This window comes from Streptomyces venezuelae, from assembly GCF_008642375.1.
Lineage (GTDB): Bacteria > Actinomycetota > Actinomycetes > Streptomycetales > Streptomycetaceae > Streptomyces > Streptomyces venezuelae_G.
On record NZ_CP029194.1, the window covers coordinates 6,256,918 to 6,272,606 of the forward strand.

The following is a 15,689-nucleotide window of genomic DNA, read 5'->3' on the forward strand; positions in this document are numbered from 1 at the left end:
TTATCTGCGGGAACCGACCGGACGCTCCGCGTCCGTGTCCTCGCCCGCCCCGCGGTCCCCGTGCTCCCCGTCCTCCGACGCGGGGCGCGGACCGCCCCGGGCCACGGTCACGGCCGGTTCCACCAGCTTGGGCAGCCGGTGCGGCTTGGAGCCGTACCAGAAGTACGAGACGAGGAAGCCGAAGCCCAGGCAGATCACGCCGCCGACCGCGTCCAGCCAGAAGTGGTTGGCGGTCGCGACGATCACGACGAGCGTGGCCGTCGGGTAGAGCAGGCCCAGGATCTTCGCCCAGGGCGCCTTGGCGAGGAGGAAGATCGTCACGCCGCACCAGAGCGACCAGCCGATGTGCATCGACGGCATCGCCGCGTACTGGTTCGACACGTGCTTCAGATTGCCCGAGGCCATCGAGCCCCAGGTCTCGTGGACGAGGACCGTGTCGATGAAGTTCTGGCCGGGCATGAGCCGCGGCGGCGCGAGCGGGTACAGGTAGTAACCGACCAAAGCCACACCGGTGGTGGCGAACAGCACCGTACGGAACGCCGCGTAACGGCCCGGCTGCCATCGGTACAGCCACACGAGCACACCGATGGTCACGACGAAGTGCAGCGTCGCGTAGTAGTAGTTCATCGAGACGATCAGCCAGGTCACCGAGTTCACGGCGTGGTTGACGGCGTGCTCGAAGGCGAGGCCGAGGGACTCCTCGGCCCGCAGGATCCAGTCGGCGTTCTGCAGCGCCTGGGCCTTCTGCTCCGGCACCGCGTTGCGGATGAGCGAGTACGTCCAGTAACTCACCGCGATGAGCAGGATCTCGAACCAGATCGTGGGGCGCCGCGGCACGCGGGCGCGCAGGCGCGCCAACCTGCCGTCGGCCACGGTGGGTGACGACGGGGTCGTCCGGTCGTCCAAACTCTTCACGGTCGTTTCACCCATAGGCAGAGAGTTTGCCAGATCCAGCCCCCTCGACCGATCATCCCCCGGTCGGGTTCCGGTCGCACCCGGTCCCCCTCAGGAATGACCCCGGTCCCGGGGCGCGTCCGTCAGGAAGGGGACGGCGCCGAGGCGGTCGAACCGCGAACGACCAGTTCAGGCATGAAGACGAACTCGGAGTGCGGTGCCGGGGTGCCCCCGACCTCTTCGAGCAGCGCGCGGACCGCGGCCTGTCCCATCGCCTGCACGGGCTGCCGGATGGTGGTCAGCGGCGGATCCGTGAAGGCTATGAGGGGGGAGTCGTCGAAGCCGACGACGGAGACGTCCCTGGGCACGTCGAGTCCCTGCTGCCGGGCCGCCCGGATCGCGCCGAGCGCCATCATGTCGCTCGCACACACGACCGCCGTGCAGCCGCGGGAGATCAGCGCACCGGCCGCGGCCTGGCCGCCCTCCAGGGTGTAGAGGGAGTGCTGGATCAGCGCCTCGGACTCCTCGGGGGCGAGGCCGAGCCGCTCCTCCATGCCCTTCTGGAAGCCCTCGATCTTGCGCAGCACCGGCACGAACCGCTTGGGACCGACGGCGAGCCCGATCCGGGTGTGGCCGAGCGCGGCGAGGTGCGTCACCGCGAGCCGCATCGCCGCCCGGTCGTCGGGCGACACGAAGGGCGCCTGGACCTTGGGGGAGAAGCCGTTGAGGAGGACGTACGGGACGCCCTTGCCGCGCAGCTGGTCGTAGCGCGTCATGTCGGCGGTGGTGTCGGCGTGCAGTCCGGAGACGAAGATGATGCCGGCGACACCGCGCTCCACCAGCATGTCGGTGAGCTCGTCCTCGGTGGACCCGCCGGGGGTCTGGGTGGCGAGGACCGGCGTGTACCCCTGCCGGGTCAGGGCCTGCCCGATGACCTGCGCGAGCGCGGGGAAGATCGGGTTGTCCAGCTCGGGGGTGATCAGGCCGACGAGCCCGGCGCTGCGCTGACGCAGGCGTACGGGCCGCTCGTAGCCGAGCACGTCGAGCGCGGCAAGCACGGACTCGCGGGTGGCGGTGGCCACACCGGGCTTGCCGTTGAGCACGCGGCTGACTGTGGCTTCACTGACCCCCGCCTGGGTTGCGATGTCGGCAAGCCGCGCGGTCATGAGGATGGACTGTACCGGTCACAGCGCGTATTGCCCACCGAACGCCCGTAGGAGCGGATGGGGCGAGCTTCCATGAGATTCCGCTCGATTTCGCAAGGTCTTGCATGACTTGCAAGGGGGGCCGCGTGGGGCCGCTGGGCACTCCTGTGGTCGTTCTGTCCGGAAGTGGCCTGCTCCGGCCCCTGTCAACAGGCCCTTCGGACACCTTAGGGACACGCGGATGTAACGATCCCCGGGTCTTGCAGAAATTTCACGCAAGCTCTTTCGGCTCGATTTCATCCCTGTTACGTTCCTGCCAACCCGGAGCGCCGCGAGGGAGCGGTCGCATGAGGAAGGTTCCATCCCCTCGTCACCCCGGGATCACTGAAGGAGTTCACATGCGGCGTGGCATAGCGGCCACCGCGCTGGTCGCGGCCCTGGGCGTGACCCTGGCGGCGTGCGGTAGTGACAGCGGTTCGGACGGCGGCGGCGCGAAGGGCTCGGGCGAGCTCTCCGGCACCGTGACCTGGTGGGACACGTCCACGGTCGGCTCCGAGGACAAGGTCTTCAAGAAGGTCGCCGAGGACTTCAAGAAGAAGCACCCCAAGGTCACCGTCAAGTATGTGAACGTGCCCTTCGGTGAGGCGCAGAACAAGTTCAAGAACGCAGCCCAGTCCGGCTCCGGCGCGCCCGACGTCATCCGCTCCGAGGTCGCCTGGACCCCCGAGTTCGCGGACCTCGGCTACCTCGCCCCGCTGGACGGCACCCCGGCCCTCAAGAACGCGGACGACTTCCTGGACCAGGCCTCGGCCTCGACCCAGTACAAGGGCAAGACCTACGGCGTGCCGCAGGTCATCGACTCCATGGGCATCTTCTACAACAAGAAGATCTTCCAGGACGCCGGCGTCGAGGTCCCCAAGACGATCGGCGAGCTCAAGACCGTCGCCGCCAAGATCAAGGAGAAGACCGGCAAGACCGGCCTGTACCTCCGCGGCGACGACGCGTACTGGTTCCTCTCCTTCCTGTACGGCGAGGGCGGCAACCTCGTCGACGCCGAGAAGAAGACGGTCACCGTCGACAACGCGGCCGGCGTGAAGGGCTTCAAGGTCGTCAAGGACCTGGTCGACTCCGGCGCCGCCAAGACCGACGCCACCGACGGCTGGAACAACATGCAGACGGCCTTCAAGGACGGCAAGGTCGCCATGATGATCAACGGCCCGTGGGCCGTCGCCGACACCTACGCCGGCAAGGAGTTCAAGGACAAGGCGAACCTGGGCATCGCCCCGGTCCCCGCCGGTTCGGCCGGCCAGGGTGCCCCGCAGGGCGGTCACAACCTCGCCGTCTACGCGGGCTCCAAGAACCTCGACGCGTCCTACGCCTTCGCCGAGTACATGACCTCGGTCGAGACCCAGGCCACCGTCGCCAAGGAGCTCAGCCTGCTCCCGACCCGTGAGTCCGTCTACATCAAGCCGGACGTCGCGACCAACGAGATGATCGGCTTCTTCAAGCCGGTCGTCGAGAAGGCCGTCGAGCGCCCCTGGATCCCGGAGACCGGCAGCCTCTTCGCGCCGCTCGTCACCGAGTACACCAAGGTCCTCACCGGCCAGACCTCCCCGGACGCGGGCGCCAAGGCGACGGGTGACGCCTACCGCAAGCTCCTGAAGGACTGGAAGTAGCAGGAAAACGCAGGAAAGACGCAGGAAGAGGAAGGAAGGCAGGCCGGCTGATGGCTGTGGACACCCCCAGCCAGTCGGTGGCGAAGGCCGCGGGCGACAGTGTCGCCCGCGGCCGGAGCCGCGGGACTGGTAAGCCGCGGGGCGCGGCGAAGCGCTCACTCTCCACCCACTGGTACGCCTGGGCGATGGTCGCCCCGGTGATCGTCGTGATCGCCGTGATCATCGGCTACCCGCTGATCCGCGGCATCTACCTGTCGCTGACGGACGCCAACGAGCGGAACGTCGCACGGTCGATCGGTGTCAACGAGATCCCGGCCACCTACGAGTTCGTGGGCCTGGACAACTACACCGAGGCGCTGACGGGCAGCCAGTTCCTCGCCACCCTGGGCTGGACGCTGGTGTGGACGGTGTCCTGCGTCGCGCTGACCTTCGCCCTCGGTCTCGCCCTCGCCAACATCCTCAACCGCAAGATCGCCGGCCGTTCCGCCTACCGCCTGATGCTGATCCTGCCGTGGGCGGTGCCCGGCTTCGTCTCCGTCTTCGCCTGGCGCTTCCTCTACAACCAGGACAACGGCCTGCTCAACAAGATCCTCGCGGGCGGCGGCATCGACGCCGTCCCGTGGCTGAACGACCCGACCTGGGCCAAGTTCTCGGTCATCCTCGTCAACGTCTGGCTCGGCGTCCCGTTCATGATGGTCGCCCTCCTCGGCGGGCTCCAGTCCATCCCGAGCGAGATGTACGAGGCCGCCGAGATGGACGGCGCCAACGCCTGGCAGCGCTTCCGGCACATCACCATGCCCGGGCTCCGCTCGGTGTCGACGACGGTGATCCTGCTCTCCACCATCTGGACCTTCAACATGTTCCCGGTGATCTTCCTGCTCACCCGGGGGGGTCCCGGCGAGGCCACCCAGATCCTCGTCACCCAGGCGTACAAGTTCTCCTTCGAGGTCAGCCCTCGGGACTTCGCCCAGTCGTCCACCTGGGGCGTCCTGATCCTGGTCCTCCTGATGCTCTTCGCCGCGGTCTACCGGCGAGTCCTCCGCAAGCAGGGAGAAGTCTGGTGACCACCACGACCCCCACCCGCCGGGTCGGCACCACGACCCCCGCCCACCGGGCCAACACCCCGGTCCGCGGCCGCCGCTCGCCGCTGGCCTCGGTCGCCCTGCACCTCACGCTGATCACGGCCTCCGTGATCGCCGTGTTCCCGGTGCTGTGGGTGCTCCTGACGTCCCTGAAGCCCGCCGAGTTCGCGATCACGACGGACTTCGTCAAGGAGACGACGCTCGAGAACTACACGAACCTCCTGAGGGACACCCCGTTCCTCACCTGGTTCGGCAACTCGCTGCTCGTCGCCTCCCTCACCACCGTCGTCGGCGTCTTCATCTCCGCCACCACGGGCTACGCCGTCAGCCGCTTCCGCTTCCCCGGCAAGCGCGGACTCATGTGGACCCTGCTCATCACGCAGATGTTCCCGGTCGCGGTCCTCATCGTGCCGATCTACAACATCATGTCGTCGATGGGCCTGCTCAACGAGCCGGCCGGCCTGGTCATCACGTACCTGACCATCGCCGTCCCGTTCTGCGCCTGGATGATGAAGGGCTTCTTCGACACCATCCCGCGCGAGATCGACGAGTCCGGCTACGTCGACGGGCTCACCCCGTTCGGCACCTTCTGGCGGCTCATCCTGCCGCTCGCCAAGCCGGGCATCGCGGTGACCGCGTTCTACTCCTTCATCACCGCCTGGGGCGAGGTCGCCTACGCCTCCGCGTTCATGGTCGGCGACGAGAACCTCACGCTCGCCGGCGGACTCCAGAAGTTCGTCAACCAGTACGGCGCCCAGTGGGGCCCGATGGCCGCGGCCTCCGTGCTCATCGCCGTCCCCGCCGCCCTGGTGTTCCTCTTCGCCCAGCGGCACCTCGTCACCGGCATGTCGGCCGGTGCCGTCAAGGGCTGACGGCCCTGAGTACCCCGCCCGAAAACACCTCCTTACCTCCCAGGGAAGACATGACCCAGCATCTCGCCACCCCGGCCGACGCCCCCACCACCGGCACGCACACGGGCTGGTGGAGAGAAGCGGTGATCTACCAGGTCTACCCGCGCAGCTTCGCCGACGGCAACGGCGACGGCATGGGCGACCTGGAGGGTGTCCGCAGCCGGCTGCCCTACCTCAAGGAACTCGGCGTCGACGCCGTCTGGCTCTCCCCGTTCTACGCGTCGCCGCAGGCCGACGCCGGATACGACGTCGCCGACTACCGGGCCATCGACCCGATGTTCGGCTCCCTCCTCGATGCCGACGCCCTGATCCGCGAGGCCCACGACCTGGGCCTCCGGATCATCGTCGACCTCGTCCCCAACCACTCCTCCGACCAGCACGAGTGGTTCCAGCGGGCGCTGCGCGAGGGCCCCGGATCGCCGCTGCGCGAGCGCTACCACTTCCGCCCCGGCAAGGGCGAGAGCGGTGAACTTCCCCCCAACGACTGGGAGTCCATCTTCGGCGGCCCCGCCTGGACCCGTACGGAGAACCCGGACGGCACCCCCGGCGAGTGGTACCTCCACCTCTTCGCCCCGGAGCAGCCCGACTTCAACTGGGAACACCCGGCCGTACGCGACGAGTTCCGCTCCATCCTGCGCTTCTGGCTCGACATGGGCGTCGACGGCTTCCGCGTCGACGTCGCCCACGGTCTCGTCAAGGCCTCCGGGCTGCCCGACATCGGTGCCCACGACCAGCTGAAGCTGCTGGGCAACGACGTCATGCCCTTCTTCGACCAGGACGGCGTCCACGAGATCTACCGCACCTGGCGGCAGATCCTCGCCGAGTACGACGGGGAGCGCATCCTCGTCGCCGAGGCCTGGACCCCGACCGTCGACCGCACCGCGAACTACGTGCGCCCCGACGAGATGCACCAGGCCTTCAACTTCCAGTACCTGGGCACCCACTGGGACGCGACGGAGCTCCGCTCGGTCATCGACGCCTCGCTCGACGCGATGCGCCCGGTCGGCGCGCCCACCACCTGGGTGCTCTCCAACCACGACGTCACCCGGCACGCCACCCGCTTCGCCAACCCGGCGGGCCTCGGCACCCAGCTCCGCGAGGCCGGCGACCGCGAGCTCGGCCTGCGCCGGGCCCGGGCCGCGACCCTGCTGATGCTGGCCCTGCCCGGCTCGGCCTACGTCTACCAGGGCGAGGAGCTCGGCCTGCCGGACGTCACCGACCTGCCCGACGAGGTCCGCCAGGACCCGTCCTTCTGGCGGGCCAGCGGCCAGGACGGCTTCCGCGACGGCTGCCGGGTGCCGATCCCGTGGGCCGTCGAGGGCTCCTCGTACGGCTTCGGCGAGGGCGGCTCCTGGCTGCCGCAGCCCGCGACCTGGGGCGCGCTGAGCGTCGAGGCGCAGACCGGCGACCCCGGCTCCACCCTGGAGCTCTACCGCAGCGCGCTCGCCGTGCGCCGCGAGCGCCCCGAACTCGGTGCGGGCGAGGACGTCGAGTGGCTGGAGGCACCCGAGGGTGTGCTCTCCTTCCGTCGCGACGGCTTCGTCTGCACCGCCAACACCACCGGCCGGGCCATCTCCGTCCCGCTGCCCGGCCGGTTCCTCCTTGCCAACGAGGAGATCCGCATCGTCGACGACGAAGCGGAAGTTCCCGCCGACACCACCGTCTGGTGGGCGGTGTGACGATCCCCCTGCCGCGGGGCGCCGGAAACGGCGGCCCGCGGCTCGCGGACATCGCGGCCCAGTCCGGCGTCAGCGAGGCCACCGTCAGCCGGGTCCTCAACGGCAAGGCGGGGGTGGCCGGAGCGACCCGGCACAAGGTGCTCGCCGCGCTCGACGTGCTCGGCTACGAGCGTCCCGTACGGCTCAAACGCCGCAGCGCGGGCCTCGTCGGGCTCGTCGTGCCCGAGCTGACCAACCCGATCTTCCCGGCGTTCGCGCAGGTCGTCGAGCAGGTCCTCGCCGGCCACGGCTACACCCCGGTGCTCTGCACGCAGATGCCCGGCGGCGCCACCGAGGACGAGCTCGTCGACCAGCTCGTGGAGCGCGGGGTGGCCGGCATCGTCTTCCTCTCCGGGCTGCACGCGGACGCCTCCGCCGACCCCGCGCGGTACGCCCGGCTGAGCGACCGGGGCGTGCCGTACGTCCTCATCAACGGCTACAACGAGCACATCGACGCCAACTTCGTCTCCCCGGACGACCGGGCCGCCGCCCGCATGGCCGTGCGGCACCTGGTCGAGCTGGGCCACGAGCGGATCGGGCTCGCGATCGGCCCCACCCGTTACGTGCCCTCGCGCCGCAAGGCCGAGGGCTTCACCGCCGAGCTGTACGAGCTCCTGGGCATCGAGCGGGACGAGGCCGAACGCTTCATCAGGCCCACGCTGTTCGGCGTCGAGGGCGGGCACGCGGCGGCCGACATCCTGCTCGGCGAGGGCTGCACGGGCATCGTCTGCGGCTCCGACCTGATGGCGCTCGGCGTGATCCGCGCGGTCCGCGCCCGGGGCCTCGACGTGCCCGGGGACGTCTCCGTCGTCGGCTTCGACGACTCGCCGCTCATCGCCTTCACGAGCCCGCCGCTGTCCACCGTGCGCCAGCCGGTGCAGGCGATGGCGACGGCGGCGGTCGGCGCGCTCCTGGAGGAGATCGAGGGAAACCCCGTGCAGCGCACGGAGTTCGTCTTCCAGCCGGAGCTGGTGGTCCGCGGTTCCACCGCGCAGCCGCCCGGCAGGGTGTCGCAAGTCCTTTCGTAACAACTTGCGTTGTGGGGTTCGCGGGGGCGTCCGGAGGGTTGACCGGGCGTCGGGGCACTCGTACGGTCACGGCTGAAAACAGTTGCTGACATTTTCAGCAACTTCTTGCGACAGTGAAGTCAGCAGGAGGAATCATGGCCAGAAAGACCGTGGCAGCTGCACTCGCCCTTGTGGCGGGAGCCGCTGTGGCCGTCACGGGCAACGCCCCGGCGCAGGCCGTCCCGCCCGGCGAGAAGGACGTCACCGCGGTGATGTTCGAGTGGAACTTCGCCTCGGTGGCCCGGGAGTGCACCGACCGCCTCGGCCCCGCCGGATACGGATACGTCCAGGTCTCGCCGCCCCAGGAGCACCTCCAGGGCGGCCAGTGGTGGACCTCGTACCAGCCGGTCAGCTACAAGATCGCCGGACGTCTCGGCGACCGCACCGCCTTCAAGAACATGATCGACACCTGCCACGCGGCCGGCGTCAAGGTCGTGGCCGACTCCGTCATCAACCACATGGCGAACGGCTCCGGCACGGGAACGGGCGGGACCTCGTTCTCCAAGTACGACTACCCGGGCCTCTACTCCGGCTCCGACATGGACGACTGCCGCGCCACGATCTCCAACTACCAGGATCGCGCCAACGTCCAGAACTGCGAGCTCGTGCAGCTGCCGGACCTCGACACGGGCGAGGACCACGTCCGCGGGAAGATAGCCGGCTACCTCAACGACCTGGCGTCGCTGGGCGTCGACGGCTTCCGGATCGACGCCGCCAAGCACATGCCGGCCGCCGACCTCGCGAACATCAAGTCCCGGCTGACGAACCCGAACGTCTTCTGGAAGCTGGAGGCCATCCACGGCGCCGGCGAGGCCGTCTCCCCGAGCGAGTACCTCGGCAGCGGAGACGTCCAGGAGTTCCGCTACGCCCGCGACCTCAAGCGCGTCCTCCAGGGCGAGAAGCTCTCCTACCTGAAGAACTTCGGCGAGGCCTGGGGCCACATGCCCTCCGGCCAGTCCGGCGTCTTCGTCGACAACCACGACACCGAGCGCGGCGGCGACACCCTGTCCTACAAGGACGGCGCGAACTACACCCTCGCCTCCGTCTTCATGCTCGCCTGGCCCTACGGCTCCCCGGACGTCCACTCCGGCTACGAGTGGACCGACAAGGACGCCGGACCGCCCAACAACGGCCAGGTCAACGCCTGCTACACCGACGGCTGGAAGTGCCAGCACGCCTGGCGCGAGATCTCCTCCATGGTGGCCTTCCGCAACACCGCCCGCGGACAGGCCGTCACGAACTGGTGGGACAACGGCAACAACGCGATCGCGTTCGGCCGCGGCTCCAAGGCCTACGTGGCCATCAACCACGAGACCTCCGCGCTCACCCGCACCTTCCAGACCTCGCTGCCCGCCGGCTCCTACTGCGACGTCCAGTCCAACACCCCCGTGACGGTGAACTCGTCCGGCCAGTTCACGGCCACCCTCGCGGCGAACACCGCGGTGGCCCTGCACGTGAACGCCACCGGCTGCGGCTCCACCCCCACCACGCCGCCGACGACCCCGCCCGCCACCTCGGGCGCGTCCTTCAATGTCACCGCCACCACCGTGGTCGGCCAGAACATCTACGTCACCGGCAACCGCGCCGAGCTCGGCAACTGGGCCCCGGCCTCCGCCCTCAAGCTCGACCCGGCCACGTACCCCGTCTGGAAGCTGACCGTCGGCCTGCCCGCCGGAACCTCCTTCGAGTACAAGTACATCCGCAAGGACGCCGCCGGAAACGTCACCTGGGAGTCCGGCGCCAACCGCACCGCGACCGTCCCCGCCTCGGGCCAGCTCGTCCTGAACGACACGTTCCGCAGCTAGGCCCTCCTCTCCTGCCACAGGGCCGCCCCCCTCACCCGGGGCGGCCCTCCCACCCGTACCCGTACCCCCGTCCCTCCTCCAGGGAGCACCTCCGTGACACCGAAGAGAACGGCGGTCGCGCTCGCCGCCGCCCTGTGCGCGGCCCTCGTGCCCGCCGTCCCCGCGGCCGCCGCGCCCCGGCCCCCCGCCCCGCCCTCCGACCGGACGCTCGCGGCCCAGCCCGCCCGTCAGGACCTCACCCGCGAGCAGTTCTACTTCGTCCTGCCGGACCGGTTCGCCAACGGCGACACCTCCAACGACCGCGGCGGCCTCACCGGCAGCCGTACACGGACCGGCTTCGACCCGGCCGACAAGGGCTTCTACCAGGGCGGCGACCTCAAGGGCCTGACCCAGCGGCTCGACTACATCAAGGGCCTCGGGACCACCGCCATCTGGATGGCCCCGATCTTCAAGAACCGGCCCGTGCAGGGGGAGGGGAAGGACGCCTCCGCCGGCTACCACGGCTACTGGATCACCGACTTCACCCAGGTCGACCCGCACTTCGGGACCAACGAGGACCTGGAGAGGCTGATCGCCGCCGCCCACGCCAAGGGCATGAAGGTCTTCTTCGACGTCATCACCAACCACACCGCCGACACCGTCGACTACGCCGAGAAGAAGTACGGCTACCGCCCCAAGGGCGCCTACCCGTACCTCGACGCCTCAGGCCGTCCCTTCGACGACCGGGACGCGATCGGCAAGGTCGACACCGGCTCCTTCCCGTACACCCCCGTCGAGCAGGCGAACACCAAGGTCCCGTCCTGGCTCAACGACCCCACGATGTACCACAACCGCGGCGACTCCACCTGGGCCGGCGAGTCCGCCGAGTACGGCGACTTCGTCGGACTCGACGACCTGTGGACCGAGCGCCCCGAGGTCGTCGAAGGCATGAAGAAGATCTACGAGAAGTGGGTCCGCGACTTCAAGATCGACGGCTTCCGCATCGACACCGTCAAACACGTCGACCTTGACTTCTGGACCGAGTGGGCGACCGCCCTCGACGCGTACGCCAAGAAGCGCGGCCGCGAGGACTTCTTCATGTTCGGCGAGGTCTACTCCGCCGACACCACCGTCACCAGCCCCTACGTCACCCGGGGCCGCCTCGACGCCACCCTCGACTTCCCCTTCCAGGACGCGGCCCGCGCCTTCGCCTCCCAGGGTGCCGGCGCCGACCGCCTCGCGAAGGTCTTCGCCGAGGACTACCGCTACACCACCGACAAGGCCAACGCCTACGAGCAGGTGACCTTCCTCGGCAACCACGACATGGGCCGCATCGGCACCTTCCTCAAGCAGGACAACCCGAACGCCTCCGACGCCGAACTCCTCCGCCGGGCCCGGCTCGCCAACGAGCTGATGTTCCTGTCCCGCGGCAACCCGGTGATCTACTCCGGCGACGAACAGGGCTTCACCGGCGCCGGCGGCGACAAGGACGCCCGGCAGCCCCTCTTCGCCGCCCAGGCCGCCGACTACCTCGACGACGACCAGCTCGGCACGGACCGCACCCACGCCACCGACGCGTACGACACGAAGCACCCCGTCTACACGTCCGTCGCCGAACTCTCCCGCCTGACCAAGGCCCACCCGGCCCTCCGCGACGGCGTCCAGCAGGAGCGGCTCGCCGAGGGCTCCGTCTACGCCTTCTCCCGTACGGACGCCAAGGCGCGGACCGAGTACCTCGTCGCCACCAACAGCGCCACCAGCGACAAGACCGTCACGATCCCCGTCGACTCCGCCGCCTTCCGTGCCCTGTACGGGGGTCAGGGCGCCGTCGCCGCGAAGGACGGCAAGGTCACCGTCACCGTCCCGGCGCTCTCCTCGCTCGTCCTCCGGGCGGACGCCCCGCTCCCGGCCCCGGCCGCGAAGCCCGTCGTCTCGCTGAAGGCCCCGGCCGCCGGCGCCACCGGCACCGTCGAGCTCACCGCCGACGTCACCGGCGGCGGCCTCAACCGCGTCGTCTTCGCCGCACAGGTCGGCAACGGCCGCTGGCAGACGCTCGGCACCGCCGACCACGCCCCCTACAAGGTCACCCAGCACGTGACCGCCGCCGCCGGAACGCCCCTGCGCTACAAGGCCGTCGTCGTCGACAGCGCCGGCCGCACCGCGAGCGCCACCGCCGCCACCACGGCCGGCCAGGTCCCCGCGCCGGAGAAGCCCGTCGCCGTCGAGCGCACGTACGCCGTCGTCCACTACCAGCGCGAGGACGGGAACTACGACGGCTGGCAGCTGAAGGCCGCCGGCCAGGAGGCCGCGTTCACCGGCCGCGACGCCCACGGCGCCTTCGCCTGGGTCAAGGTCCCCGAAGGCGCCTCCACCGTCGCGTACACCGTCGAGAAGGACGGCGCCGCCGACGGCCCCCAGCGGAGCATCACCCTCGGCCGCACCGGCGAGGTCTGGATCACGCAGGGCCAGGACGGCCAGTCCGACACGAACCCGGCACCGGCCCCGCAGGACAAGACCAAGGCCGTCATCCACTACCAGCGGCCCGACGGCAACTACGACGGCTGGGGCCTCCACACCTGGACCGGCGCCGCCCAGCCCACCGACTGGTCCAAGCCGCTCATGCCGGTCCGCGTCGACGCGTACGGCGCCGTCTACGAGGTGCCGCTCACCGAGGGCGCGACCTCCCTCTCGTACATCCTCCACAAGGGCGACGAGAAGGACCTGCCCACCGACCAGTCCCTCGACCTCGCCACCTACGGCCACGAGATCTGGGCGCTCTCCGGACAGCAGAAGTACCTCCTCCCGACCGTCGGCGGCGCCCCGAACCTCGACCTCGGCAAGGCCGAGGCCCAGTGGATCGACCGGAACACCGTCGTCTGGAAGGTGAAGACCACCGACGCCACGAGCCAGCAGCTGGTGTACGCGAAGAACGGCGGGATCACCGTCACCGACGGGGCCCTCAGCAGCGAGGGCCAGTGGCTCCGGCTCAACCCGACGGCCCTCACCGACGCCCAGAAGGCGGAGCACCCGCACCTCAAGGACTACCCGGCCTTCACCCTCGACGCGCGCGACGCCGACCGCGTCCGGGACTCCCTGCGCGGCCAGCTCATCGCCACCCAGCGCGCCGCCAACGGCGCCCTGCTCGCCGCCACCGGCGTCCAGACGGCCGGCGTCCTCGACGACCTGTACGCGACGAAGGCCACCGGCGCCGCCCTCGGCCCCGTCTTCCGCGGCGGCAAGGTCGGCCTCTCCGTCTGGGCCCCCACCGCGCAGTCCGTCGCCCTCGAACTCGACGGCCGGACCGTGCCCATGCGGCGCGACGACAGCTCCGGCGTCTGGTCCGTCACCGGCCCGAAGTCCTGGACGGGCAAGCCGTACCGGTACGTCGTGAAGGTCTGGGCCCCCACCGTCCAGAAGGTCGTGGAGAACAAGGTCACCGACCCCTACTCCACCGCCCTCACCACCGATTCCGCCCGCAGCCTCGCCGTCGACCTGACGGACCCGAAGCTCGCCCCCGGCGGCTGGAAGTCCCTGAAGAAGCCGGCCGCCGTGCCGCTGCGGGACGCCCAGATCCAGGAGCTCCACATCCGCGACTTCTCGATCGCGGACCCCACGGCCAAGGCCGACCACAAGGGCACCTACCTGGCCTTCACCGACCGGAACAGCAAGGGCTCGCAGCACCTCAAGGCGCTCGCCGCCTCCGGCACCTCCTACGTCCACCTCCTCCCGGCCTTCGACATCGGCACCATTCCCGAGAAGAAGTCCGGACAGACCGCACCCGCCTGCGATCTCAAGGTCTACGCCCCCGACTCCGAGGAGCAGCAGGCCTGCGTCGCCGCCGCCGCGGCCAAGGACGCCTACAACTGGGGCTACGACCCGCTGCACTACACCGTCCCCGAGGGCTCCTACGCCACCGACCCCGAAGGCACCCGCCGCACGGTCGAGTTCCGGCAGATGGTCCAGGCCCTCAACGGCAACGGCCTGCGCACCGTCATGGACGTCGTCTACAACCACACCGTCGCCGCCGGACAGTCCGACAAGTCCGTCCTCGACAAGATCGTGCCCGGCTACTACCAGCGCCTCCAGGCCGACGGCTCCGTCGCCACCTCCACCTGCTGCGCCAACACCGCGCCCGAGAACGCCATGATGGGCAAGCTCGTCGTCGACTCGGTCGTCACCTGGGCCAAGGACTACAAGGTCGACGGCTTCCGCTTCGACCTCATGGGCCACCACCCCAAGGCCAACATGCTCGCCGTGCGGAAGGCCCTCGACGAGCTCACCGTTGCGCGCGACGGCGTCGACGGCAAGGCGATCGTCCTCTACGGCGAGGGCTGGAACTTCGGCGAGATCGCCGACGACTCCCGCTTCGTCCAGGCCACCCAGAAGAACATGGCCGGCACGGGCATCGCGACCTTCTCCGACCGCGCCCGCGACGCCGTGCGCGGCGGCGGACCCTTCGACGAGGACCCGGGCGTCCAGGGCTTCGCCTCCGGACTCTTCACCGACCCCAACTCCTCGACGGCCAACGGCACTCCGGCCGAACAGAAGGCTCGCCTGCTCCACTACCAGGACCTGATCAAGGTCGGCCTGTCCGGCAACCTGGCCGACTACTCCTTCACCGACACCTCGGGCCGTACGGTCAAGGGCAGCCAGGTCGACTACAACGGAGCCCCCGCCGGCTACGCCGCCGTCCCGGGCGACGCCCTCGCCTACGCCGACGCCCACGACAACGAGGCCCTGTACGACGCGCTGGCCTTCAAGCTCCCGGCGGGCACCTCGGCCACGGACCGTGCCCGCATGCAGGTCCTCGCCATGGCGACCGCGACCCTCTCGCAGGGCCCGGCGCTGTCCCAGGCCGGCTCGGACCTGCTGCGCTCCAAGTCCCTGGACCGCAACTCCTACGACAGCGGCGACTGGTTCAACGCGATCCACTGGGACTGCCGCGACGGCAACGGCTTCGGCCGCGGCCTGCCCCCGGCCCCCGACAACAAGGCCAAGTGGTCCTACGGGAAGCCGCTGCTCGTCAACCCGGCCCTGACGGTCGGCTGCGAGCAGATCGACGGCGCCTCCGCCGCCTACCGCGACCTGCAGAAGATCCGTACGACCGAGCCGGTGTTCTCGCTGGCCACCACGGGCCAGGTGCAGGACGCCCTGACCTTCCCGCTCTCCGGCCGTGACGAGACCCCCGGCGTCATCACCATGCGCCTCGACGATCTCGTCGTCGTCCTCAACGCGACCCCGCAGGGCACCTCGCAGAAGGTCGCCGACCTGGCGGGCAAGGGCTACGCCCTCCACCCGGTCCAGGCGAACGGCTCGGACGCCGTCGTGAAGTCGTCCTCGTACGAGGCGGCTTCGGGCACCTTCACGGTCCCGGCCCGGACGGTGGCGGTCTTCAGGACCGCGAGCTGATCA

The 15,689-nt window shown here is 69.9% G+C and carries 9 protein-coding genes; 7 read left to right on the forward strand and 2 right to left on the reverse strand.

What is annotated here, in order from left to right:
- On the reverse strand, positions 1-930 hold the full coding sequence (locus DEJ46_RS28655) for a phosphatase PAP2 family protein (protein ID WP_150270928.1): 930 nt from the start codon (positions 928-930) through the stop codon (positions 1-3).
- 107 nt (positions 931-1,037) lie between these two features.
- Positions 1,038-2,060, reverse strand: coding sequence for a LacI family DNA-binding transcriptional regulator (locus tag DEJ46_RS28660; protein WP_150270930.1), 1,023 nt, complete (start codon positions 2,058-2,060; stop codon positions 1,038-1,040).
- Between the two features lie 377 nt (positions 2,061-2,437).
- Here DEJ46_RS28660 and DEJ46_RS28665 point away from each other — a divergent pair, with 377 nt between their 5' ends.
- From DEJ46_RS28665 to pulA, 7 genes are all read left to right on the forward strand, one after another.
- Positions 2,438-3,715 (forward strand): extracellular solute-binding protein, encoded by a 1,278-nt coding sequence (locus DEJ46_RS28665; protein WP_150270932.1) that lies wholly within the window; start codon positions 2,438-2,440, stop codon positions 3,713-3,715.
- Positions 3,716-3,765: 50 nt separating this feature from the next.
- Positions 3,766-4,779, forward strand: a complete 1,014-nt coding sequence (locus DEJ46_RS28670) for a carbohydrate ABC transporter permease (RefSeq protein ID WP_150270934.1) — start codon at positions 3,766-3,768, stop codon at positions 4,777-4,779.
- Positions 4,776-5,669 (forward strand): sugar ABC transporter permease, encoded by an 894-nt coding sequence (locus tag DEJ46_RS28675; RefSeq protein WP_150270936.1) that lies wholly within the window; start codon positions 4,776-4,778, stop codon positions 5,667-5,669. The genes DEJ46_RS28670 and DEJ46_RS28675 overlap by 4 nt, the downstream gene beginning before the upstream one ends.
- 50 nt (positions 5,670-5,719) lie before the next feature.
- On the forward strand, positions 5,720-7,387 hold the full coding sequence (locus tag DEJ46_RS28680) for an alpha-amylase family glycosyl hydrolase (protein ID WP_150270938.1): 1,668 nt from the start codon (positions 5,720-5,722) through the stop codon (positions 7,385-7,387).
- The gene (locus DEJ46_RS28685) at positions 7,375-8,454 is read left to right on the forward strand and encodes a LacI family DNA-binding transcriptional regulator (protein WP_150270940.1); all 1,080 of its coding nucleotides are present in this window, start codon (positions 7,375-7,377) and stop codon (positions 8,452-8,454) included. Before DEJ46_RS28680 ends, DEJ46_RS28685 begins: the two co-directional genes overlap by 13 nt.
- A gap of 134 nt (positions 8,455-8,588) precedes the next feature.
- Positions 8,589-10,298: a carbohydrate-binding module family 20 domain-containing protein gene (locus tag DEJ46_RS28690; RefSeq protein WP_150270942.1), complete on the forward strand. Its 1,710-nt coding sequence runs from the start codon at positions 8,589-8,591 to the stop codon at positions 10,296-10,298.
- A gap of 93 nt (positions 10,299-10,391) precedes the next feature.
- Positions 10,392-15,686, forward strand: a complete 5,295-nt coding sequence (pulA, locus tag DEJ46_RS28695) for a pullulanase-type alpha-1,6-glucosidase (protein ID WP_150270944.1) — start codon at positions 10,392-10,394, stop codon at positions 15,684-15,686.
- The last annotated feature ends 3 nt before the right edge of the window (positions 15,687-15,689 follow it).